Origin of the sequence: Aeromonas molluscorum (genome assembly GCF_051376105.1) — a bacterium.
Taxonomy (GTDB): Bacteria; Pseudomonadota; Gammaproteobacteria; order Enterobacterales; family Aeromonadaceae; genus Aeromonas; species Aeromonas molluscorum.
Genome location: NZ_JBPQCY010000001.1, coordinates 1,239,804 through 1,261,928 on the forward strand (window position 1 = coordinate 1,239,804; position 22,125 = coordinate 1,261,928).

A 22,125-nucleotide genomic window follows, 5' to 3' on the forward strand; every position below is an offset into this window, starting at 1 on the left:
TTTGGCTGCCCGCTCGGCCAGCCCAGGCATTGACGTTGGCTCATTGCGCCACCTCCAAATCCAGGCCCAGGGCCTTGAGCATGGTCCCCAGCTTGGTGCAGGTCTCGGCCCACTCCATGGCGGGATCCGAGCCCGCGACGATCCCGGCGCCGGCAAACAGCTCCACCTGATGGCCATCGAGCACGCCGCAGCGGATCACCACGGCCCACTCGCCGTTGCCCTGGCTGTCGCACCAGCCGACGATGCCGCTGAACAGGGCGCGCCGAAAGGGCTCCTGCTCGCGGATGAACTGGCGCGCGAGATCCGTGGGATAACCGCACAGGGCCGGGGTGGGATGCAGCTGGCAGGCGAGTGACAGCACCGATGCCTCGCTGCCGTGCAGCTGGCCTGCGATGGGGGTACCCAGATGCCAGAGGGTATCCGTGCTCATCAGGGAGGGATGGGCCGGAATGGCCAGCTCGCGGCAGTGGGGGGTCAGCACCCGGCGGATCTCGTCGATCACCAGGCAGTGCTCATGCTGATCCTTGTGGGAGGCCAGCAGATCCCGGGCCACCGCCTCGTCCTGTTGCGGATCGCTCGCCCGTCTGGCCGAGCCCGCCAGGGGGTGGGTGAACACCTCTCCCCCGCTGACCCGCAGCAGCAGCTCCGGGCTGGCGCCCAGCAGGCGACGCGTCCCATCCAGGGGCAGAGAGAAGTGAAAGGCGTGGGGGTTCTGGGTCATCAGCCGGGCCAGCACCTGCTCGGGATCGGCGGGCTTGTGCAGGGTAAGGATCAGCTTGCGCGACAGCACCACCTTGGCGAGTCGTCCCTGGGCGAACGCATCCAGGGCGGCGCTCACTGAGGCCTGAAATTCGGCGGCGGCCGGGGTGCTCTGCACCGAAATGGCCTGGTTCGCGGCCTGGGGGCCGGGTTCGCACTGGCGGCGCTCGCTGCGTTCAACCTGGCCGGGCACATAGAGGCAGGAGGGTTCGGCGGGATCGAAGGCGAAGGCGCCGATCAGCAGGGGATTGGCCTGGCCTGCGGCCCTGGCGGCCGCCATGGCCGCGTCTATCTGCCGTGCCAGCAAGGGCCATTCACTGGCTGGCGTTCGGATCGGCTGACCCAGATCATTGGCCCGGATCTCTCCCTGGTTCGACGTGAACAGGACGTCGGGGGTCGCAGCCTGACGCGGCGCGCGGGTTTCCATCACTTGAGTATCCATTTCACACCCATCGAATAAGACTATAAATGATAACTATTATCAGTCCGTTATCGTGCGGCGCTAAAATACTCGCTTTGAAATCCCCGGGTCAATGGAATTTGCTCGGGACATAACTGGAACCTTTATAGGGATATAGCCGTACAGGGACAGAGGGTGGCAAGCAGCAAGACGCCAGCCCCTGGGCCAGGGGCGCCTCCCCCAACCTGTGTTGCGACAGAGGATGACTGGACTGGCCTCGGGTGTCAGAGAGGGGAGTGCCTGGTCAGAGGCGATCGGGAACACGGCTGCGAATGACAAGGAGCCAGCCGACATAGAACCCCACAGGCAATTGATAATTATTTTCATTTAAATAAGAATAAGCGCCATTGTCAGCCAGGAGTCTTCCCATGTCCCAGCCCGTTCCGGTCAATCGTCCCCGCCTGCTCAGCGTCAAACAGGTGCAGGATCTTACCCCCCACCTGCGCCGAGTCTGCCTGACAGGCCCCGATCTTGCCGACTACCCCTTCACCTGCGGCGGCGCCCACATCAAGATCATGCTGCCGCAACCCGGACAGGCCCATGCCGTCCTGCCCACCCCCACGCCCCAGGGGCCACGCTGGGAGGATCCGAGCCAGAGGCCCATCATGCGCACCTTCACCATTCGCGCCTTTCGCCCCGAGGTGCTGGAGCTGGATATCGACTTCGCGCTCCATGGCGAGACGGGCCCGGCCAGCCAATTTGCCCTCAATGTCAAGCCGGGGGACAGACTCGCCATCTCGGGCCCCGGTGGCCCCAATCCGATGCTGCAACGCGCCGACCACTACTACATGGTGGGGGATCTCACCTCCCTGCCCGCCATCTGCGCCATGGCGGAGGTGATGGCGCCCGAGGCCAAGGGCCACATAGCCCTGCTGGTGCCCCATGAACAGGAGATCCTGGATATTCCTCTGCCAGCTGGAGTCAGCCTGCGCTGGTTTATCGGCAATCCGGATCAGACCCGGAGCACTGGTGGACTACTTCACCAGCCTGCCCATGGCGAGCGATCGGAGTTACTTCTGGTTCGGTGGTGAAGAGGGACTAGTCGTGCCCATGCGTCGCCACGTCAGGCGTACCCTGGAGGTGGATCGCAGCCGTGTCTATGCCGTGCCCTACTGGCGCCATGGCAAGGATGAAGAGGCTTACCATCATGACCGCCACGACGTGATGGACAGCTGATCTTCCATCAGTTCCTGTCAGGGCCCGCGCTGTGCCAGCCCGGGCTCTGCTGGTTTCAGCCCCCCATTTTGATGCGCCTCTCGTTAGTGCTTGCATGTCGGACATAAAACAAGATAATGATAATCACTCTCAATTAAGATATTGGTTTAGCCCCATCAACAGCACAAGATCTGTGCTGCACCCAACGCCTTCTATTCCGTTCGCATCACAAGGTAACCCTGATGGCAGTCTTGAACTCGGTAATGCGTGCCTGCGCAGTGACAGCACTCCCCACCCCGGCCGAACTCTTGGCACAACACCCTTGCCCGGCCCCCATGCAGACCCGGATTGCACGGCATCGTCAGCAGGTCAGCGACATTCTGAGCGGTGCAGACGACCGCCTGCTGGTGGTGATAGGCCCCTGTTCCCTGCACGATCCCAACGCCGCTCTCGATTATGCCAGGCGGCTGGCCCCTCTGGCCGAGCAGTATGGTGATCGTCTGCAGATAGTGATGCGGGCCTACTTCGAAAAGCCGCGTACCACAGTGGGCTGGAAAGGGTTGGTTTTCGATCCCCATCTGGATGGCAGCCATGATCTCGACCTGGGTCTGCGACTGGCGCGCCAGCTCCTGCTCGACATTGGCGAGCTGGGCCTGGCCACCGCCACCGAGTTTCTCGATACCACCAGTTTCCTCTATCTCGCCGACCTCATCAGCTGGGGAGCGATCGGTGCCCGCACCACCGAGTCCCAGGTCCATCGTCAACTCGCCTCCGCCCTGCCCTGCCCGGTCGGTTTCAAGAACGGCACAGATGGCAATGTCCGGGTCGCTATGGATGCCATCCAGGCGAGCCGGGCCTCCCACCTGTTCACGGCGCCCGGTAGCCAGGGCGGCATGGTCGTGATCCGCAGTGAAGGCAATGATGCTGGCCACATCATATTGCGGGGGGGAGCCCATCCCAATTACCACAAGGCCGATGTGGAGGCCGCCGCCACGCAGCTGCGCCAGCAAGGGCTCAATGAACGGCTCATGGTCGATTGCAGCCACGGCAACAGCCAGAAACTGCACAAGAACCAGCTCAGGGTGGCCGAAGCGATCTGCCATCAGCTGGCCGAAGGTAGCCAGGCCATCGCTGCCGTCATGGCCGAGAGCTTCCTGATCGAAGGCAGCCAGGCCCCCGCCCCCTTGAGCGAGCTCACTTACGGCCAGTCAGTGACCGATGCCTGCCTTCATTGGGATGACAGTCTGCACCTGCTCACCATGCTGGCCGATGCCGTGTCGGATCGGCGCCGTCAGCACCAGGCAGAGAGAGCACAACTCCCCCAGTGGGATGCCCAGCTCGCCGGATGACCTCGACAGCTGGCGCCGCCCGAATGAAGGCTGTGCCGGCCCTCCATGCCCGACGGCCATGAGTCCTCCCCATAACGGCGCCATACCAGACCCGGAGCAGGCTGCGCCCCCACCTCTATACTTGGCCGATGTTCCCCTTCATCCAGGGTCTCCCATGCTGCTGCGCTTCACCCTCTGTCTGCTGCTCTGCTTTACCCTGGCCCCCCTGCCCGGGGCAAGCCCGCTCAAGGTCGAGATCGTGGACCAGGGGTTGGTGCATCCCTGGGGGCTGGCTTTCCTGCCCGGCGGCGATCTGCTGGTGAGCGAACGACCCGGCCGCCTGCTGCGCATCAGCGCCGATGGTCAGCGTCATCCGGTAGCTGGCCTGCCCGAGATAGCAGCCGAGGGCCAGGGAGGCCTGCTCGATCTGGCGCAAGATGATGAGGGCTGGCTCTATTTCAGCTACAGCGAACCCGGGCCTGGGGGCAGCAGCACCGCCGTCGCCCGGGCCAGGCTGCAAGACGATCGCCTGGTCTCCCTGCAACCCCTGTTCAGCCAGCGCCCCAAGGTGTCGGGCGGTGCCCACTTCGGGTCCCGTCTGGTGCTGGGGAGCGATGGCCTGCTCTACATTACCCTCGGCGATCGCTTCCATTATCGTGACCAGGCCCAGCGTCTCGACAATCACCTCGGCAAGACGGTCCGTCTCAACCGGGACGGCAGCGTGCCGCATGACAACCCCTTCATTCACACGCGGGGCGCCCTGCCCGAGATCTGGAGTCTGGGCCATCGCAACATGCAGGGGGCGGCCTGGCGGCCTGTGGCCAGGCAGTTCTGGGCCCACGAGCACGGCCCCCAGGGCGGGGATGAGGTCAACCTGATAGAGAGGGGAAACAACTATGGCTGGCCCAGAGTCAGCTTTGGCGAGGAGTATGGCGGCGGCAAGATTGGCGAGGGCGGTTCTGCCCCCGGCCTGACGGGCCCGCTCAAGGTCTGGGTCCCCTCCATCGCCCCGTCAGGCATGCTGTTCCATTCGGGAAATCACTACCCCCAATGGCAGGACAAGCTCTTTATCGGTGCCCTGCGGGGTCAGAAACTGGTCGAGCTGACCCTGGCTGGCGACAGCATCATCGCCGAGCGGGCTCTGCTGACCGAGCGAGGAGAGCGGATCCGCACCATCAAAGAGGGACCGGATGGCGCCCTCTATCTGCTCACCGATAGTGCGGCGGGCAAGCTGCTACGTGTGACCCCCTGAGCCCCACCTCGACTAGACTCGAAGTTGCTGGCATTCCTCTCACTTGTACAAGGAGCACAATGATGACATCCCTGAAAACCCTGACGATTATCTTCTGCTGCGCTCTGCTGTTCGCTTGCAACACCATGAGCGGCATGGGCAAAGATGTCGAGAAGGTCGGCGAGAAAATCCAAAAGAGCGCCGACAAATAGTCCAAGTCGGGCGGTACCCGGCTGCCGCCTGGCTCTCCCTCTCCTATCCCATCACGCAACACTGACCGCCTGGGTTTGCCACCGCGTTTTGCGCGGCCAAGGGAAAGAGCCCGTTTCCGCGCTGCATTGGCCTGCTGCCAACCAGACTCCCCTGTTGACCCCTTCACGGCCTTTTTCTGTCAGCATTCCCCTCCCTGCTACTGCTTGCCGGGGACCCTCGATGACGGCGCCACAGCGTCAGACCATGGAAGCGAAAATCTAGCGCACCGGGGAAGAGCCCCTTGTACTGGCCTGAGTAAAGGGATCCGCGCCCAGGCTTACCAGAGACAACTGGACCCCGTGCTGGGCCAGCATATCCCTGGCATTCTGGGCCAGCCTGTCATCCGTTATCACCTGATCGATGGCTTCCCAGCCCACCACCTTGAAAGTCCCTACCTTGCCATATTTGGAGGAATCGCAGATGAGGATACGGGTCGAGGCCGCCTCTACCACGGCGCGCTTGACCGGCACCTTCTCCTCATTCGGCGTCGAGATGCCATGCAGATCCCATGAAGAGGATGACAAGAAGGCGATATCCAGATGCAGGTTGCTCAGGAAGTGGGCCGTCGCCTCCCCGGCGCAGGACTGGTTGTCGCGGATCACCATGCCGCCGGTGTGATAGAGCCGCCCCAGGCCATGCTCGATCAGGTAGGCACACACCATGAAGTCGTTGGTCACTATCATGAGGTCATCGCGCAGCGCCAGCTCCCGGGCCAGCTCCAGGGAGGTGGTGCCCGCATCCAGATAGACGGTACTGCCCGCCGTCACCTGCTCCGCGGCCAAGCGGGCGATGGCCAGCTTGGCCTCCTGCATCAGGCTGCGCTTGGCGGCGTGGGAGGGTTCGCTGGTGATGCGCTCGGCCAGACTGACCCCGCCGGAGACCGACAGCACCCGCCCCTGCTGCTCCAGCTTCTGGATATCCCGGCGCACCGTCATGTGGGAAACATCGAGCCGCTCGGTGAGCTCCAGTATGCTGACCACGCCGCGCTCGGCCAGCAGGTGCAATATCTGTTGCTGTCGTTCTATGGGGATCATGGGGCCTCCTCCTGTCAGTGGCGTCGCCATTCTAGCCCAACGGCATGGTAAAAAATGATAAAAGTTCATCGTGGCCACTGAAATTAACATTAAATCACATCAAACCCCCAGCCAACGCCCTCACGAAAGGGGCCAACTGAATCGAATCACAAAAAATAACAGTAATTGAGTTAAATTTTGTGATTTGCGCCCGATATTTCACCGCCATTAGCCCCTACTATGAGCCCATACGTCGTCGCATAGAGGAACTCAGCATGTCTCACCCTTATCAGGTTGCCGTCATCGGCCTTGGCGCCATGGGCATGGGCGCCGCCCTCTCCTGCCTGCGGGCAGGGTTGCAGACCCATGGCATAGACCTGGCCCCGGCCGCCCGCGAGCGGCTCGCCGCCGCCGGCGCCGCCAGTGTCGGGGCGAATGCCCACGCCATCGCCGACCGGCTCGATGCCGTGCTGCTGCTGGTGGTCAATGCCACCCAGGTGCGCCGCATCCTGCTCGGCGAAGAGGGGCTGGCCCGCCGCCTCAGGCCGGGCACGGCCGTGATGATCAGCGCCACCATCGCCAGCGAGGAGGCGAAAGCCATCGCCGCCGAACTCGAAGCCCAGGATCTGCTGGTGCTCGATGCCCCCGTCTCAGGCGGCGCGGTCAAGGCCGAGGCGGGAGAGATGGTGGTGATGGCCTCGGGCGCCAGGGCCGCCTTCGAGCGGCTGCAACCCGTGCTCGATGCGGTGGCGAGCCGGGTCTTCGTCATCGGCGAACAACCGGGCCAGGGCAGCACGGTCAAGATCATCCACCAACTGCTGGCGGGGGTGCACATCGCGGTGGCCGCCGAGGCCATGGCACTGGCGAGCCGCGCCGGGGTGCCGCTCGATCTCATGTACGAGGTGGTCACCCAGGCCGCCGGCAACTCCTGGATGTTTGAAAACCGCATGCCCAGGGTCATCAGCGGCGACTACAGCCCCCGCTCCGCGGTGGACATCTTCGTCAAGGATCTCAACCTGGTGGCGGACACGGCCCGGGCCCTGAACTTCCCGCTGCCCCTGGCGAGCGCCGCCCTGCACCAGTTCCTCAGCGCCAGCAACGCCGGTCACGGCCAGGAGGACGACAGCGCCGTCATCAAGGCCTATGCCGGGATCCAGCTGCCGGGAGACGCACAATGAGACTCGGGGTCATAGCGGACGATTTCACCGGCGCCACCGACATCGCGGGCTTCCTGGTGGAAAATGGCCTCGCCACCTTGCAACTCTCTGGAATCCCGGACAGCGCTGTCCTGCCCCAGGCGGACGCCCTGGTGGTGAGCCTCAAGAGCCGCTCCTGCCCGGCCGATGAGGCGGTGGTCAGTTCCCTCGCCGCCCTCGCCTGGCTGCGCGAACAGGGTTGCGATCGCATCTACCAAAAATATTGCTCCACCTTCGACAGCACAGCACACGGCAACATAGGGCCGGTCACGGATGCACTGCTCGAGGCCCTGGGTAGCGACTTCACCCTGATCTGCCCCTCTCTGCCAGTCAACGGTCGCACCGTCTATCAAGGCAACCTGTTCGTGGATCGCACCCCGCTGGCGGAATCCGGCATGCGCCATCACCCGCTCACCCCCATGACCGACAGCAATCTGCTGCGGTTGATGGATGCCCAGGGACGCGGACGCACCGGCCTGGTGCCCTTCAATACCATAGCGGCCGGGCCCGCCGCCATTGCCGCCGCCCTGACCACCCTCAGGGAAGATGGCTATCGCTACGCCGTGGTCGATACCCTGACCGAGCAGCACCTGCTGGATATTGCCGCCGCCGTGCGCGACTGGCCCCTGGTCACGGGGGGCTCCGGGCTCGCCATCGGCCTGGCCCGGATCCTTGGCAAGGGCCAGGCCGAGACGGCCCGGGCATCAGGCCACCCCCAGCCGGGGCGCTGCGCCATCTTGTCCGGCTCCTGCTCCCAGATGACCAATCGTCAGGTAGCCCACTATCGCACGCTGGCACCGAGCCAGGCCCTGTCGGTGGAGGCCTGTCTCACGGATCCCGCCTACCCGGCCCGACTTGCCGACTGGCTGCTGAGCCAGGGGGAAGGCCCGGCGCCCCTGCTCTATGCCACCACCACGCCCGAGACCCTGAGCGAGATCCAGCGCCAACATGGGGCTCAGGCCGCCAGCGACGCGGTGGAAACCTGCTTCGCCGCCGTGGCCCGCCTGCTGGTGGCTGCCGGGGTCAGCAACCTCATCATCGCCGGCGGCGAGACCTCGAGTCGGGTCACTCAGGCCCTGGGGCTCTCGGCGTTCCACATTGGCCCGCAGATAGCGCCCGGAGTGCCCTGGGTGCGGGCCATCGGCAGACCCCTCTCCCTGGCACTCAAGTCCGGCAACTTCGGTGACGAACACTTCTTCTCTACGGCCCAGGAGGCATGGCAATGAGTGAACAGGCCTTACGTGAAACCATGGTGATGCTGGGAGCCTCTCTGTTCGAGCGGGGCTATGCCACCGGCGGGGCGGGCAATCTCTCGGCCCGGCTGCCCGATGGCACCCTCATCGCCACTCCGACCGGCTCTTGCCTGGGCAGGCTCACCCCAGAGAGCCTCTCGAAAGTGAGCATGAGCGGCGAGCTCCTGGGGGGGGATCACCCCTCCAAGGAGGTGGCCTTCCACCTCGCGCTCTACCACAACAACCCGGATTGCCAGGCGGTGGTGCACCTGCACTGCACCCACCTGACCGCCCTCTCCTGCCTCGATGGGCTGGATCCGGCCAACGTGATCCGCCCCTTCACCCCCTACTACGTGATGCGGGTCGGCAGCCTGCCGCTCATCCCCTACTACCGGCCGGGAGATGAGCGCATCGCCGAGGAGCTGGGCCGCCGCGCCCAAGATGCCGGCGCCTTCCTGCTCGCCAACCACGGCCCCGTGGTGATGGGCAAGAACCTGGTGGAGGCGGTCAACAACATGGAAGAGCTGGAGGAGACGGCCCGCCTGGCCCTGCTGCTGCAAGGCCAGTCCATCCGTTACCTGAGCGAACCCGAGATCACCGAATTGAGGAGGATGAAGCCATGAGCCAGCCCTGGTACGCCCCTCTGACCCGACACGAGCACAACGCATTGAGGAAGATCACCCCATGAGCAAGTTTGCCGCCAACCTGACCATGCTGTTTACCGAGCTGCCTTTTATCGAGCGCTTCGCGGCAGCCCGCGCCGAAGGCTTTGAGGCCGTGGAGTGCCTGTTTCCCTACGAGTGGCCGGCTGCCGAACTGGCCCGCCAGCTGCGGGAGAATGGTCTCACCCAGGCCCTGTTCAACATGCCCGCCGGGAACTGGGCGGCCGGAGAGCGCGGCATGGCCGCCATCCCGGGCCGGGAAGCGGAGTTTCGCGCCCAGCTGCCCAGGGTACGTGACTACGCCCTGGCGCTCGGCTGCAAGAAGGTACATGCCATGAGCGGCCTGATTGACCCGGCTCACTCCCTGGCCGCCCATCGCCAGACCCTGATAGAGAATATCCGCTTCGCCGCCGACTACCTGGCAGCGGACAACATCAAGGTGCTGCTCGAACCCCTCAACAGCCGGGATGTCCCCGGTTACTTCCTGGCCCACCAGCTCGATGCCCTGGCATTGGTGGAAGAGATAGACAGGCCCAATGTCGCGGTGCAGCTCGATCTCTACCACGCCCAGATCATGGACGGGGACCTGACCCGGCTCATCGGCAAGCTCGGCACGGCCATCGGCCATGTCCAGATAGCCTCTGTCCCGGATCGCCACGAGCCGGATCGGGGGGAGATCCACTATCCCCACCTGCTGGCGGCGCTGCAGGCGGCAGGTTACCGGGACTGGATCGGCTGCGAATACCACCCCAAGGCTGGTACCCGGGCAGGTCTTGGCTGGCTGCGCCAATGGCAGTCGCAATAACACAACAAGAACGACACACACACGAACGAGTCTGAGGATAACAAGATGCAGATCATCATCACGGGCGGCGGCGGCTTTCTTGGCCAGCGTCTGGCCCGAGCCCTGTTGCAAGGACCTCTCCCCTTCAGCGAACTGCTGCTGGTGGACATACAGATGCCGATGAGCCCGCTGCCCGACCCTAGGGTTCGCTGCCTGCAAGGGGATCTGACCGCCCCCGGGGTGGCCGAGACCCTGATCACCAAGGAGACAGGGATCGTCTATCACCTGGCCGCCATCGTCAGCAGCCACGCCGAGCAGGATTTCGATCTGGGTTGGCGTGTCAACCTGGACACCACCCGCACCCTGCTGGAGGCGTGCCGCCACGCCCGCCCTGGCATCCGCTTCATCTTCACCAGCTCGCTCGCGGTGTACGGCGGCCCCCTGCCCGAGCAGGTGGACGACGGCACGGCCCTCACGCCCACCAGCTCCTACGGTGCCCAGAAGGCGATGGGGGAGCTCTTGGTCAACGACTACAGCCGCAAAGGCTATGTGGATGGCCTGGTGCTGCGTCTGCCCACCATCTGCGTGCGCCCCGGCAAGCCGAACCGCGCAGCCTCCTCCTTCGTGAGCGCCATCATCCGCGAGCCGTTGCAAGGAGAGGGGACCCAGTGTCCGGTCTCCCCCGCCCTGCGACTCTGGTTGTCGAGCCCGGCCACAGTGGTGGCGAACTTCCTCACCGCCGCGACCCTGAGCCCGCCGATCGGCTGGCGCAGCATCAACCTGCCCGGCATCAGCGTCACGGTCGACGAGATGCTGGCCGCCCTGCACAGATTGGGGGGTCAGGCGGCACTGGACAGAGTCACCATGACGCCGGATCCCGCCATCGAGCGCATCGTCGCGAGCTGGCCCGGCCGCATCGACAATGCCCGCGCCAGCGAGCTTGGCTTCGTGGCGGACAGGACGTTCGCCGACATCATCGACAGCTTTATCACCCATGACATGCAGGAGGCATCATGATCGATATACCTACCCCCATCATAGGGCTCATCATCGCGGTATTTGCCCTGGTCTTCCTGGTGCTGCGCACCCGGGTTCACGCCCTGATCGCCATGCTGGCCGCGGCCTGCATCGCCGGGGTCACCGGCGGCATGAGCATCGACAAGACCCTCACCGTCATCACCCAGGGCTTTGGCTCCACCCTCGGCAGCATCGGCATCGTCATCGGCCTCGGGGTCATGATGGGTCGCCTGCTCGAGGTGTCGGGCGCGGCCGAACAGATCGCCTACAGCTTCATCAAGTGGCTCGGCAAACGACGGGAAGAGTGGGCGCTGGCCATCACTGGCTATATCGTCAGCATCCCCATCTTCGTCGATTCCGCCTTCGTCATTCTGTTCCCGGTGGCCAAGGCGCTGGCCAAGAGTGGCAAACGCTCCCTGCTGACGCTGGGGGTGGCCCTGGCCGGTGGTCTGGTGGTAACTCACCATACCGTACCCCCCACACCGGGTCCGCTCGGGGTGGCGGGTCTGTTCGGGGTCGACATTGGCGCCATGCTGCTGACCGGCATGTGCCTGGCGGTGCCTTGCGTCATCGGCATCGTCCTCTACGCCCAGTGGCTCGACAAAAAGTACCCGGAGTTTGGCCAGCAGGCGATAAAGAGCCAGGACGAGCTGCAGGTGACCTATGAGCAGTACCTCAAGGAGAAAGAGGGCAAAGTGCTGCCAAGCCTGACCCTCTCCCTGCTGCCGATCCTGGTGCCCATCGTCCTCATCTTCTGCAAGGCGATGCTTACCACACTAGCCACTATCGCGGGGTTTGAATCCCTCGGCAGCAACCCGCTGGTGCAAGGAATTGGCTTCATCGGTACCCCCATCATAGCGCTGGCCATCAGCGTCTTGCTGGCCGTCTATACCCTGGTGCCGCACCTGGATCGTCACGCCACCGCCGAGCATCTCGAAGAGGGTCTGCAGTCCGCGGGCATCATACTGCTGGTCACCGGTGCCGGTGGCGCCCTGGGTGCCGTATTGCGCGACAGCGGGGCCGGCAACCAGCTCGCCGAGCAGATAGCGGGGCTGCCCATCTCCCCCATTCTGATCCCCTTCATCGTCGCCACTCTGGTGCGGCTCATCCAGGGGTCAGGCACGGTCGCCATGGTGACCGCGGCCTCCATCTCGGCCCCCATACTGGCGCAGATCCCCGGGGTCAACATGCTGCTCGCCGCCCAGGCCGCGACCATGGGATCCCTCTTCTTCGGTTACTTCAACGACAGCCTGTTCTGGGTCGTGAACCGCATGATGGGCATCTCGGACGTGAAACAACAGATGATCGTCTGGTCCATCCCGACCACCATCGCCTGGGCCATAGGCGGAACCGGGGTCGCCCTGCTCAACCTGCTGTTCGGCTCGGGGGGCACCTGGTTCGACCCCGTGCTGCCCCTGCTGGTGCTGGCCCTCATCATCTGGGGGGTGCGTCGCCAGCCGCTGGGGTTGCCTGGCCCGGCGCCGGTGCGTCAACCTTGAGTCAGGCTCGGGCAACTTGCCGGGCATCACAGACCGACGAATGAATGGATGAGAAAGCCTGCCCGACCCAAGGTCGGCAGACATAGGAGAGAGGGGGCCCGTCTGCTAGACTGGCCCCCTCTCTGGCTTCTCTCACAAGGATTGGAAGATGTCTGGTTCGCCCCTGCGCGATCGCTCCACCGGTTTTGCCCTGCTCACCATCTTGCTGTGGGCCTCCCTGGCCGCACTCACCTCCCGGGTGACCAGCGTCTCTCCCCTGGTGCTGGTAGGCTTGGTGCTCTTTTTCTGCGGTGCAGGCGCCTTGCCGTTCTGGCGCCAGTGGCGCGCCAGCCCCGTCACCTGGCTGGTCACCATCACGGCCCTGCTCTGCTATCACCTGCTGCTGTTTATGAGCTTTCGCCACGCCCCCGTGCTTGAGGCCAATCTCATCAACTATCTGTGGCCGCTGTTCATCATACTGTTCACCCCGCTGTTGCTACCCGGCCATCCCCTGCAAGGCCACCACCTGCTGGCGGGACTGCTGGGGCTGGCTGGCAGCGTGCTGGTGATGGTCAATGGCGAACTGCAACTGCAATATGCTTATCTGCCCGGCTATCTGCTGGCCCTGGGCGCCGCCATCATCTGGGGCGGCTATTCGGTATTGTCACGGCGCCTGCCCGCCGCCCCGGCGGTGATGGTGGCAGCCGCCTGCCTGCCCGCAGGTCTGCTCGCCCTGCTGACGGCCTGGTGGCTGGAGGGCCCCCTGCCCCTGACGGCCATACCGGCCGGTGACTGGGCCCTCATCATAGGCCTGGCCCTGGGGCCCATGGGCGCAGCCTTCGTCACCTGGTATCTGGCACTGCGGGACGGGGATCCCCGCCGCATCGGCGCCCTCTCCTACCTGACGCCACTGCTCAGCACCCTGTTGCTGGTCTGGCTCAATGGCGAAGAGCTGACCCTGCGCCACATGCTGGCCGGCACGCTGATCCTGGGGGGAGCCCTGCTCGGCATGAAGGCAAACCAGGTCAAACAGGCGACGCCTTTGCCCGACGCAACCTCCTGATCCCTTGTCATCAAAGTGCCATCAAGCCTGCTTAAGCTGACGCCGTTCGTCGTTTAAGCAGGACTCTTTTGGTGAATATCTCCCGTTACTCCTCCCTCGCAGCACTTATCTTGATCTTGCTCGCCTGCGTGCTCAGCACAGCCCTCGGCTATGGCTGGCACCAACTCAAGCTGAGCGAAGCCAATCAGCATCAACATGATCGTTTGCAGCAGCGGCTCACCAGCACGCTGCAAGGGGCACTGCGTGACTATCTCGCCAGCGGTGACCCGGTGCGTCTCGCCAGTGCCGAAGGGGCGCGCCGTCAGGCCATCAATCAGCTGGATCACCTGGATAGCCCGCAGACCACGCCCCTCAGAGCCGAGCTTGAACTAATGGGCAAGAAGATAGCGAGCGACTATCTCGCCGCCGGCAAGCTGTCAGGCAACAGTCAGGGGTTGCTGCAAAATGCCGAACGCGAGCTGACCGAACAGGCCAAGACGCTGCTGCGCTACGGCCAGGGCAGCGATGCCCCAAGCGCCGCCGATTATCGCCAGGGTGCCACTGACATTCTCGCCGCCCTGCCCCACCTCATTCATCTGCGCCAGCAATACATGACCCAGGGCAGTGCCCAGCAATTGGAGGCCCTGCAGTTTGAGCTCGCCAGCCTGAGCCGCCAGGCCGCTCGGCTCGCGACTCTGCCGCTGCTGGGCCTGCTCGAGCCCGCCCCCGCCGAAGACGAATTCACCCTCGGCGAGGTGGAACGGCGCGATCTCGGCCAGCAGCCCCGCAATGAGTTGCAGAGCCTGCTGCGCCGCTACCCTCAGGAGCTGACCAACAGCCAGCAGGCCCTGGCCCGGCAAGAGACGGCCCGGCAGGCGGTCAATCGGGATCTCGACAAGATGCTCACGGCCTTGACCCAAATGGGAGATGCCCTCGGCGCCGAGCGCCAGCAGGTCAGTCGTCATCTGGCAACCGTGCTTGGCAGCCTGGCCCTCGCCCTGGTACTGACGGCGCTGCTGTTTGCCTGGTGTCAGCGACGCTGGATAGTCAATCCACTGCATCGGCTGCGCGCCGCCTTCGCCCAGCTCGAGCAGACCGGTCTGGCCGATCCCTTGCATCAGGGCACTGAACGTAACGAACTGGCCGACATTGTGGCGAGTTACAACCGGCTGCTCGCCCACAAGCAGCTGGAACAAAAACACAAAGAGGGACAGCTCGAGGAGGTCTCCCTCAGTTTGCAGGACATGGTCAGCCAGGTTCAGGACATCCACCTGAGCACTCATACCACTGAGCAGGCGGTGGGCGAAGGGGAGCTGATGATGAGCGAATTGAACCAGCTCGCCAGTGAGGTACATCAGGTGGCCGCCGATATCGCCCTGCATGCCCAGCACAACGAGCAGTCGATGACAGACAGTGAACAGCTGGTGGGGTGGATGTTGCAGGCGACCGAACTGACCGGCCAGGCTATCCATGAGAGTGGGGATGCCCTGGCCGAACTGCGTCGATCTGTCGATGACGTCACCGCCATCGTCGATGTGATTGGCCATATCGCCCAGCAAACCAACCTGCTGGCCCTCAATGCCGCCATCGAGGCGGCGCGAGCAGGGGAACATGGCCGCGGGTTTGCCGTGGTGGCCGACGAGGTGCGCCACCTCTCAGGCGACACCCAGCGATCCCTTGGCCAGATCACCGAGATATTGCAGCGCCTCACCGGATCGGGAGAACAGATCACCTCAGTCCTTGGCCGCATTCATCGCGAGTCGGCCCAGCAACGACTGCAGGCCGAGCAGCTGCGCCAGACCACCCAGCAGGTACGGGACATGGCACGCAGCACGGCCGTCATCGCCCTGCAGGGGGCTGATAACGCCAAAAGCCAGGAGCGCAAGCTCGCCACCTTCGCGGCGCTGATTGGCAAGATCAGTCAGCATGCCCACCAGGTCAGTCAATTGTCGGTGCAAGTCTCGGGGCATATGCAGCATCAGGTACGGCAAATCCCCAAGATCCTCGGCCATCAGCCCTAAATAACCGGCGTCAGCGCTGGCCATGTCATTCAGCTCGCCTCGCGCGAGCTTTTTTTGCGGCACAAAATTAACTGTTAAATAGTAGTTAACATAGAAAGTTCGGCGCAAGCCGTCCCCCACCGTGCCAGGGCAAGCCAATTACAAATGAAAGCGTTCTCTTCCAGTCATAACGCAGGCTTAACGACTTTCTCACTAATGACAAAATTATTTGCACTCTGTCATGTTTTTGAAACTTGGCAGGAACTTTTAATTGATATTTCGCTCCGCGAACGTACTCTTGCTTTATCCGATTCGCCAAGGTCGGTGCACAAAAAATAAAACTTGTACAGAGCCAAGCACTGTTCGCGATTGATGAACCAAGACATCGAGGCAGAACAGCGAGAGAAACGTCTTTTTTTGCCCTTCGGGGTCTTGATTGCAATGCCAAAACCGTGCGGCGGCTTGATGCCTGATCGCCGGATAAAAAAGCTAAGTCCATATAATCAGGAGCAATTTCAAATGGAAAAAGTGATCTTCAAGCGTGCTGCCTTGAGTACTGCGGTCATCGCCGCACTGCTCTCCCCCGGTTTGGCATTGGCTGCCGATGAAGTCAGCCCTGCCTACAAAGCGGCTGCCAGCAAATTCTATGAAGAAGGCAAACTCAACGGTGGCCTCTTCTACTTCCAGCGTGATCGCGTCCGTAAAGAAGGCGCCGGTGACGGCAAATACCACGAGAACCTGGCACACGCCACCTCCCAGATTTCCCTGAACTACAACTCCGGCCATGCCTGGGATGTGGTCGGTATCGATGTGGGTGGTTTTGGTGCCTATGACCTGTCGGTCGACGAGAGCAACGGCGTCAACGAGGAGAACGAATTCTCCTTCATCGGCACCAAGTGGGGCGACAAGATGGACGGCGTACCCGAGGGTGGCTTCAGCCTCTCCAACGCGGCGCTGAAACTGCGCTTCATGGACGGTGCCATCACCGCCAAGGGTGGTCTGACCCAGCTGTACGTACCGGGTATCCTGGGCGTCAACTGGTCCTATCAACCCGGTACCTACCGTGGTGGCCAGATCGAGGGTAACTTCGGTGGCCTCTACCTGACCTACGCCATCGCCGATGAATACAAGGCTCCCTGGTTCAAGGAGACCGCTGGTTTCTCCAAGAAGACCATGTATGCGGGCAGCGATGTCGCCTTCAATGACGAAAACAGCATCGACTACATCCACGGTCTGGCCGCGCGCTACACCTTCGAGGGCGGCACCGCGGTCACTGGCTCCTTCGGTCAATCCCAAGGCTACATGGACAGCTACCACTTCAAGCTGGCCCACAAGTTTGACGTACTGGGTGGCCTGAACACCAGCTACCAGTTCTATGGTTCCAACACCGACAACGACGACTACGACGGTCTGGCATGGCAACAAGCGCTGACCGCCAGCTGGGCCATGGGTCCTTACGGCTTCCGCGCCGAGGGTCTCTACACCAAGGCTGATGGTGACCTGGGTAACTACCTGCCCCGTCTGACCACTGGCTACGCCAACTCCCAGGGTGCGAACGAGATCTGGTGGGATTCCCGCTCCGACTGGAACGAAAACGGCGAGATCGCCCTGTTTGCCGGTGTGACTCGTTCCCTGGATGACCTGGTCGGTGCCCCTGGCTGGACCGTCGGTGTCTCCGGTGCTTATGGCTGGGGTGCTCAGAATGGCGACAAGAGCCTGGATGAAGACGGCAAAGAGTGGGCTGCCAACTTCGACGTCATGTACACAGTGCAAGACGGCAAGCTGAAAGGCACCCTGTTCAAACTGCATTACACCGATTACAACAACGAACAAGACGAGAAGGGCAGCTGGTACTACCCGAACATGTTCACCTCAGAGCATGACGTCAAGTTCCACATCATCATGCCGTTTACCATTCTGTAAGCTGCTGACGATAAAGAAAAACCGGGCCAATTGGCCCGGTTTTGTTTTTGGGGGCTGCGCGCTACTATGGCCCCTCCCCATACTCAAGGAGAGTGCCATGCCCCGTTTTGTGCTGATCACCGGCTGCTCCAGCGGCATAGGCCTGGCCGCCGCCCGGGCACTGGGCGCGGCTGGGTTAACGGCCATCGCCTCGGCCAGACGTCTCGAAGACGTGACACGCTTGCAGAGAGAAGGTCTGCTGGCGGTGCAGCTGGATCTCAATGATGAGGCCAGCATAGAGGCTGGCGCCCGCGAGGCGTTGCAACTGGCCGGTGGCCGCCTCTATGGCTTGTTCAACAACGGCGCCTACGGCCAGCCCGGCGCCATCGAAGATCTGCCGACCAGTGCGCTACGCGCGCAGTTCGAGACCAATCTGTTCGGCTGGCATCATCTCATTCGCCTGGTGCTGCCAAGCATGCTGGCCGCAGGTGAGGGTCGCATCGTGCAAAACAGCTCAGTGCTGGGGCTGGTTGCCATGAAATATCGCGGCGCCTATAACGCCAGCAAGTTTGCCCTGGAAGGTTATACCGACACCCTGCGCCTCGAACTCAGGGGCAGCGGCGTCGCGGTCAGCCTGATAGAGCCAGGCCCCATCGACACCCGTTTTCGTGCCAACGCCCGCGCCGCGTTCTTGCACCACTTGGGCTCGGCTCAGAGCCGTCACGAAGCGAACTATCGCCTGACCCTCGCCAGGTTGGAGAAAGAGGGACCAAGTGGGCGCTTCACCCTGCCAAGCGAGGCGTGCGTCCCGCCGCTGCTCCATGCGCTCACCAGCCGGCGTCCCAGGCATCGTTACGGGGTCACGTTGCCGACCAAGGTGTTTGCCATCTTGCGCCGCCTGTTGCCGAGTCGCTGGCTCGATGCCCTGCTCGCCAAATCCGCTTGATATCCGTCAGCCTGGGGTAGAAAGAAACAGGCCATAACCAGTGGATAAACGGGAGGGGGGGCGGCTCAGCACAGTGAAACGCTCAGTAATGTTCACCGTTGCTGTAGTAGGCTGACTTGTCGATGGGCAGCACCTGCACCACCACATAGGTCTGCTCCCCCAGTGCCTGTTTGAGATGGCGGGTGATGAGCGCCGCCGCCTCATCTTGCTGTGCTTGCGGACGGGCAAACCAGATCAGTTCGACGAAGGGATTACCCCTCTCCAGCACGCCATCTCGAACGAAAGGACTGGCCAGGCATTCCAGGGTGACAAACTCCGGCTTGCCGCCGGTCAGGGTGCAGAGGTCGGCAACGAGCTGGGTACTGATCCCTTGGACTGTCTCGATGTCGACGGCACGAAAACGCAGATGGGGCATGGGAAAACCTCTTGGCTGATGATGATGAGGCCTTATCATAGACCCAAGCCATCCCATGAATCATGTGCAAACTGCCCACAGTTAAGGAGTTCCATGCCCGCCCCCCGCTTGCTACTGCCCCTACTCTTCTGGCTGCTGCTGCCGACCCGGCTGCTGGCCGAACCCGCCTTCTATCAGCTGAGCAAGGGAGATCAGCAGTTCTGGCTGCTCGGCTCCATCCATGCCGCCGAGGCGAGCATCTATCCCCTGCCGACCAGCATAGAGCGCGCCTGGGCCCAGAGCCGGGCCCTGGTCGTCGAGGTAGACATGCAGAATATCCCGAGCAGCGAATGGCAACAGATGGCGGGTCTGACCCGCCTGCCAGGCGGCCAGACCCTGGCCAGCCAGATAGATGCGGCGCTCTATCGACGCACCTTGGCAGCGGCCAAACAGCTGGGTCTGCCCGATGGGAGTCTGGATGGTCTGCAACCCTGGTTTGCCGCCATCACCCTGACCCAGAGCGCCCTCGCCAAGACGGCGTTTAGCGGTGAATACGGCATCGATCAGCATTTCACCACCCTGGCAGCGAAAGGTGGCAAGCCAATACAAGGGCTGGAGAGCCTGACCGAACAACTCGGTTATCTTGCGAGCGTGGCCGAGCATCAAGATCTGATGCTGAGTGCAACCCTGGACGAGCTGCCCGAACTCGATGCCAGCTTCGCCGCCATCCTCCAGGCGTGGCAGGATGGCGACCAGAGCCGGCTGATTGCCCTGCTCAAGGCCGACATGGCGCCCCCCGAGCTGCAACAATGGCTGGAACAAGTTCTGCTCGCCAAACGCAACCACAACTGGTTGAAGCGCCTGGACAGGTTGCCAAATGAGAGTTTCGTGGTGGTCGGCGCCCTGCACCTGTATGGCGACCAGGGGTTGCTGGCCTTGCTTGAAGGTGCAGGGTGGCGCATCGATGCCCTGACCAAAGCCAGGATCCAGGGCTAGGCTCAACCGCTGTCGTGAGACCGATCACAGAAGTCAGCGTCGATTAAATAAGCAGCATGGGAGTTGATCGAGATCATCCTTGCGCTCTAAAGAGGTATCTATCCTGCTTGTCATCGATTGATGGCAGGAGCAGATGAGATGGATTTTTGGTTGAACCTGATGTTTGGTCACCCGGTGGGGTGGATGTCCATGCTGGTCATACTGGTGACGGCGGCCCTGATCAGCTTCTATGCCGGCTACTTCATCTACAAGGTACACAAGGCGCAGCCCCCGCAGGATGAGGTGCAGCCAGATACCAAGCCGTCCCACCACTGAACCCACCCCATGTATCCGGAATAAAACGCTATCCAGAGCAAAACGGGCGCCCAGGCGCCCGTTTTTCTGCCTCTTTGCCGCGCGGGACATGTGCCGCTCCGCCTGATGGCGACACCATTGTCAGACCTGTTTTGCGATGGCGATGACCTGCCATCCCCGAGCGCGCTCCGCCTCCTCAATCAGTCGTCACTGAGCGTGACAGCCTATAGGCCAGCATGCCGATGCGATGGTGGGCTAAGTCCGGGATCACCGGCAAGCAAGGGATCCTGAACGCGGCCAATGGGCGGTCGACTGACCAGGCGGGTGTTGGCCCGAGCGCCGGGCCGATGCTAGCATCAGTGCGCCCGCCCTTGCCAGGAACGGGGCTGCCCAAGGGCAGCAAGGACCCAAACACAATAACAAGGACCCTGTATGTCATATCAGAAGCTTGCACAACACCAACAGCAACTGCACCGCCTGGCACACCTTGCTGCCATCTGCGGCTGGGATCAGGCCGCCGTCATGCCAGAGGGGGGCAATGAGGCCCGCGCCGAAGCCATGGCAGAACTTGAGGTGCTGATGCATGGCAAACGCACTGAGCCTCAGATTGCAGACTGGATTGCCGTCGCCGAGGGCGAGCAGCTCGACGGGCTACAACGCGCCAACTTGCGTGAGATCAAGCGCCATTGGCAAGATGCGAGCCTGCTGCCGGCCGATCTCGTCGAGGCATTGTCGCTCGCCGGCAGCAAGTGCGAGCACGCCTGGCGCAGCCAGCGCAAACAGAACGACTGGGCCGGTTTTGCCCCCAACCTCAAGGAGGTGGTGAGCCTGTCGCGGGAGGTGGCCTCCTTGCGCGCCGAGGCACTTGATGTCCGTCCCTATGATGCCATGCTGGCGCTCTATGAGCCGGGCATGACGAGCGCACGACTGGATGAGATCTTCGGCGATCTCAGCGCGTGGCTGCCGAACCTTATCCAGACGGTGAGCGCACGACAGAAGAGTGACAAGGTGCTGATCCCGCAAGGCCCCTTCCCCATCGCCACCCAGCAGGCACTTGGCAAGGAGGTGATGACACTGCTCGGCTTCGATTTCGCCCACGGCCGCCTCGATGTCAGCAGCCATCCATTCTGTGGCGGCGTGCCAACGGATGTTCGGATCACAACCCGTTACAACGAACAGGAGTTCGTCTCCAGCCTGATGGGCATAGTGCACGAGACGGGCCACGCCCGGTATGAGCAGGGTCTGCCCCGCAATCTGCTCGGTCAGCCGGTTGCCGAGGCGCGATCCATGGGCATCCACGAAAGCCAGAGCCTGTTTTGCGAGATGCAACTCGGCCATGACCCCGCGTTCTTGAATCTGATCGCCCCCCGCGTCCAGCACCATTTCGGCACCCAGGCCGCACTCACTCCCGCGAATCTCGAGCTGCTTTATCAGCGCGTCGAGCCCGGTCTCATTCGTGTCGATGCGGACGAGGTCACCTACCCGGCGCACGTCATACTGCGCTACGAGCTGGAGCGCGACCTCATCGAGGGACGTATCGAGGTCGCAGACATCCCTGAATTATGGGACAGGAAGATGCAACAGTGGCTCGGTCTGTCGACCAAGGCGAACTATCAAAACGGCTGCATGCAGGATATCCACTGGACCGATGGTTCATTCGGTTACTTCCCGAGTTACACGCTCGGCGCCATGTACGCGGCCCAGCTGCGCTTCGCGCTGGAGCGCTGCCTGGGGGAAAGCCTGGGCAGCCTGGTTACCCAGGGGCGACTCGCTGAGGTATTTGGCTGGTTGCAGCAAAACCTGTGGCAACACGGCAGCGCGTTCGACACGGACGCGCTTATCACGAAGGCAACTGGCGAGGCGCTGAACCCACAGTGGCTGCGCCGCCACCTCGAGCAGCGCTACCTGCGCTGATGTGCGCTCCTTGAGCCCGGCTCAGCCAGCACAGACGCCTGCGGGCGTCTGTTTTTTTACATTGCTGTCC

Annotated in this window: 19 protein-coding genes and 1 pseudogene; 17 read left to right on the forward strand and 3 right to left on the reverse strand. The window is 62.9% G+C overall.

From position 1 onward, the window contains the following. Positions 1-40 precede the first annotated feature (40 nt). Positions 41-1,201 carry an isochorismate synthase gene (locus ACSMDR_RS05905; protein ID WP_436467596.1) on the reverse strand — a complete coding sequence of 387 codons (1,161 nt, stop codon included), beginning with the start codon at positions 1,199-1,201 and terminating at the stop codon, positions 41-43. A gap of 386 nt (positions 1,202-1,587) precedes the next feature. On the opposite strand from ACSMDR_RS05905, the pseudogene ACSMDR_RS05910 reads away from it, so the two are divergent. From ACSMDR_RS05910 to ACSMDR_RS05925, 4 genes and pseudogenes are all read left to right on the forward strand, one after another. Then, positions 1,588-2,395, forward strand: a pseudogene (locus ACSMDR_RS05910) (siderophore-interacting protein). A 221-nt stretch (positions 2,396-2,616) separates the two neighbouring features. Beyond that, the gene (locus ACSMDR_RS05915; RefSeq protein ID WP_436467597.1) at positions 2,617-3,723 is read left to right on the forward strand and encodes a 3-deoxy-7-phosphoheptulonate synthase; all 1,107 of its coding nucleotides are present in this window, start codon (positions 2,617-2,619) and stop codon (positions 3,721-3,723) included. Between the two features lie 154 nt (positions 3,724-3,877). Then, positions 3,878-4,954 carry a PQQ-dependent sugar dehydrogenase gene (locus ACSMDR_RS05920; protein WP_436467598.1) on the forward strand — a complete coding sequence of 359 codons (1,077 nt, stop codon included), beginning with the start codon at positions 3,878-3,880 and terminating at the stop codon, positions 4,952-4,954. Positions 4,955-5,016: 62 nt separating this feature from the next. Further along, entirely contained in the window at positions 5,017-5,145 is a 129-nt protein-coding gene (locus ACSMDR_RS05925) for an entericidin A/B family lipoprotein (RefSeq protein ID WP_005907622.1), read from the forward strand. A gap of 258 nt (positions 5,146-5,403) precedes the next feature. On the opposite strand, the gene ACSMDR_RS05930 is transcribed toward ACSMDR_RS05925, so the two are convergent. Beyond that, positions 5,404-6,219: a DeoR family transcriptional regulator gene (locus tag ACSMDR_RS05930; protein ID WP_436467599.1), complete on the reverse strand. Its 816-nt coding sequence runs from the start codon at positions 6,217-6,219 to the stop codon at positions 5,404-5,406. 254 nt (positions 6,220-6,473) lie between these two features. Here ACSMDR_RS05930 and ltnD point away from each other — a divergent pair, with 254 nt between their 5' ends. The 10 genes from ltnD to ACSMDR_RS05980 all read left to right on the forward strand — a co-directional run bounded on the left by ltnD (position 6,474) and on the right by ACSMDR_RS05980 (position 18,457). Then, the gene (gene ltnD, locus ACSMDR_RS05935; protein WP_436467600.1) at positions 6,474-7,376 is read left to right on the forward strand and encodes an L-threonate dehydrogenase; all 903 of its coding nucleotides are present in this window, start codon (positions 6,474-6,476) and stop codon (positions 7,374-7,376) included. After that, on the forward strand, positions 7,373-8,620 hold the full coding sequence (gene otnK / locus ACSMDR_RS05940; RefSeq protein WP_436467601.1) for a 3-oxo-tetronate kinase: 1,248 nt from the start codon (positions 7,373-7,375) through the stop codon (positions 8,618-8,620). Before ltnD ends, otnK begins: the two co-directional genes overlap by 4 nt. Then, the gene (gene otnC, locus ACSMDR_RS05945) at positions 8,617-9,249 is read left to right on the forward strand and encodes a 3-oxo-tetronate 4-phosphate decarboxylase (protein WP_436467602.1); all 633 of its coding nucleotides are present in this window, start codon (positions 8,617-8,619) and stop codon (positions 9,247-9,249) included. The genes otnK and otnC overlap by 4 nt, the downstream gene beginning before the upstream one ends. 61 nt (positions 9,250-9,310) lie before the next feature. Further along, the gene (otnI, locus tag ACSMDR_RS05950; protein WP_436467603.1) at positions 9,311-10,093 is read left to right on the forward strand and encodes a 2-oxo-tetronate isomerase; all 783 of its coding nucleotides are present in this window, start codon (positions 9,311-9,313) and stop codon (positions 10,091-10,093) included. Between the two features lie 45 nt (positions 10,094-10,138). Continuing rightward, positions 10,139-11,089 carry a D-erythronate dehydrogenase gene (gene denD / locus ACSMDR_RS05955; protein ID WP_436467604.1) on the forward strand — a complete coding sequence of 317 codons (951 nt, stop codon included), beginning with the start codon at positions 10,139-10,141 and terminating at the stop codon, positions 11,087-11,089. Beyond that, the gene (locus ACSMDR_RS05960) at positions 11,086-12,588 is read left to right on the forward strand and encodes a GntP family permease (RefSeq protein ID WP_436467605.1); all 1,503 of its coding nucleotides are present in this window, start codon (positions 11,086-11,088) and stop codon (positions 12,586-12,588) included. Before denD ends, ACSMDR_RS05960 begins: the two co-directional genes overlap by 4 nt. 148 nt (positions 12,589-12,736) lie before the next feature. Further along, complete coding sequence (locus tag ACSMDR_RS05965; RefSeq protein ID WP_436467606.1) at positions 12,737-13,630, forward strand: DMT family transporter; 894 nt, start codon at positions 12,737-12,739, stop codon at positions 13,628-13,630. Between the two features lie 71 nt (positions 13,631-13,701). Continuing rightward, the gene (locus tag ACSMDR_RS05970) at positions 13,702-15,630 is read left to right on the forward strand and encodes a methyl-accepting chemotaxis protein (RefSeq protein ID WP_436467607.1); all 1,929 of its coding nucleotides are present in this window, start codon (positions 13,702-13,704) and stop codon (positions 15,628-15,630) included. Between the two features lie 498 nt (positions 15,631-16,128). After that, a complete protein-coding gene (locus ACSMDR_RS05975) occupies positions 16,129-17,532 on the forward strand; it encodes an OprD family outer membrane porin (protein WP_005907733.1) in 1,404 nt (467 codons plus the stop codon). Positions 17,533-17,629: 97 nt separating this feature from the next. Next, on the forward strand, positions 17,630-18,457 hold the full coding sequence (locus ACSMDR_RS05980) for an SDR family oxidoreductase (protein ID WP_436467608.1): 828 nt from the start codon (positions 17,630-17,632) through the stop codon (positions 18,455-18,457). Positions 18,458-18,539: 82 nt separating this feature from the next. Here ACSMDR_RS05980 and ACSMDR_RS05985 read toward each other — a convergent pair whose 3' ends face one another. Next, the gene (locus ACSMDR_RS05985; protein ID WP_005907735.1) at positions 18,540-18,872 is read right to left on the reverse strand and encodes a DUF1904 family protein; all 333 of its coding nucleotides are present in this window, start codon (positions 18,870-18,872) and stop codon (positions 18,540-18,542) included. A gap of 93 nt (positions 18,873-18,965) precedes the next feature. On the opposite strand from ACSMDR_RS05985, the gene ACSMDR_RS05990 reads away from it, so the two are divergent. The 3 genes from ACSMDR_RS05990 to ACSMDR_RS06000 all read left to right on the forward strand — a co-directional run bounded on the left by ACSMDR_RS05990 (position 18,966) and on the right by ACSMDR_RS06000 (position 22,055). Next, positions 18,966-19,847 carry a TraB/GumN family protein gene (locus ACSMDR_RS05990; RefSeq protein WP_436467609.1) on the forward strand — a complete coding sequence of 294 codons (882 nt, stop codon included), beginning with the start codon at positions 18,966-18,968 and terminating at the stop codon, positions 19,845-19,847. A gap of 138 nt (positions 19,848-19,985) precedes the next feature. Next, positions 19,986-20,162, forward strand: a complete 177-nt coding sequence (locus ACSMDR_RS05995) for a DUF3149 domain-containing protein (protein WP_436467610.1) — start codon at positions 19,986-19,988, stop codon at positions 20,160-20,162. A 411-nt stretch (positions 20,163-20,573) separates the two neighbouring features. Further along, complete coding sequence (locus tag ACSMDR_RS06000; RefSeq protein WP_436467611.1) at positions 20,574-22,055, forward strand: carboxypeptidase M32; 1,482 nt, start codon at positions 20,574-20,576, stop codon at positions 22,053-22,055. The last annotated feature ends 70 nt before the right edge of the window (positions 22,056-22,125 follow it).

Excerpts from the sequence above, each read along its gene's own strand:
- ACSMDR_RS06000 (WP_436467611.1), top strand. The coding sequence starts at position 20,574 with ATGTCATATCAGAAGCTTGCACAACACCAACAGCAACTGCACCGCCTG.
- ACSMDR_RS05915 (WP_436467597.1), top strand. The coding sequence starts at position 2,617 with ATGGCAGTCTTGAACTCGGTAATGCGTGCCTGCGCAGTGACAGCACTC.
- ltnD (WP_436467600.1), top strand. The coding sequence starts at position 6,474 with ATGTCTCACCCTTATCAGGTTGCCGTCATCGGCCTTGGCGCCATGGGC.
- ACSMDR_RS05990 (WP_436467609.1), top strand. The coding sequence starts at position 18,966 with ATGCCCGCCCCCCGCTTGCTACTGCCCCTACTCTTCTGGCTGCTGCTG.
- ACSMDR_RS05905 (WP_436467596.1), bottom strand. The coding sequence starts at position 1,201 with ATGGATACTCAAGTGATGGAAACCCGCGCGCCGCGTCAGGCTGCGACC.
- ACSMDR_RS05920 (WP_436467598.1), top strand. The coding sequence starts at position 3,878 with ATGCTGCTGCGCTTCACCCTCTGTCTGCTGCTCTGCTTTACCCTGGCC.
- ACSMDR_RS05985 (WP_005907735.1), bottom strand. The coding sequence starts at position 18,872 with ATGCCCCATCTGCGTTTTCGTGCCGTCGACATCGAGACAGTCCAAGGG.
- ACSMDR_RS05960 (WP_436467605.1), top strand. The coding sequence starts at position 11,086 with ATGATCGATATACCTACCCCCATCATAGGGCTCATCATCGCGGTATTT.
- ACSMDR_RS05975 (WP_005907733.1), top strand. The coding sequence starts at position 16,129 with ATGGAAAAAGTGATCTTCAAGCGTGCTGCCTTGAGTACTGCGGTCATC.
- otnI (WP_436467603.1), top strand. The coding sequence starts at position 9,311 with ATGAGCAAGTTTGCCGCCAACCTGACCATGCTGTTTACCGAGCTGCCT.
- denD (WP_436467604.1), top strand. The coding sequence starts at position 10,139 with ATGCAGATCATCATCACGGGCGGCGGCGGCTTTCTTGGCCAGCGTCTG.
- ACSMDR_RS05995 (WP_436467610.1), top strand. The coding sequence starts at position 19,986 with ATGGATTTTTGGTTGAACCTGATGTTTGGTCACCCGGTGGGGTGGATG.
- ACSMDR_RS05980 (WP_436467608.1), top strand. The coding sequence starts at position 17,630 with ATGCCCCGTTTTGTGCTGATCACCGGCTGCTCCAGCGGCATAGGCCTG.
- ACSMDR_RS05930 (WP_436467599.1), bottom strand. The coding sequence starts at position 6,219 with ATGATCCCCATAGAACGACAGCAACAGATATTGCACCTGCTGGCCGAG.
- otnC (WP_436467602.1), top strand. The coding sequence starts at position 8,617 with ATGAGTGAACAGGCCTTACGTGAAACCATGGTGATGCTGGGAGCCTCT.
- ACSMDR_RS05965 (WP_436467606.1), top strand. The coding sequence starts at position 12,737 with ATGTCTGGTTCGCCCCTGCGCGATCGCTCCACCGGTTTTGCCCTGCTC.
- ACSMDR_RS05925 (WP_005907622.1), top strand. The coding sequence starts at position 5,017 with ATGACATCCCTGAAAACCCTGACGATTATCTTCTGCTGCGCTCTGCTG.
- otnK (WP_436467601.1), top strand. The coding sequence starts at position 7,373 with ATGAGACTCGGGGTCATAGCGGACGATTTCACCGGCGCCACCGACATC.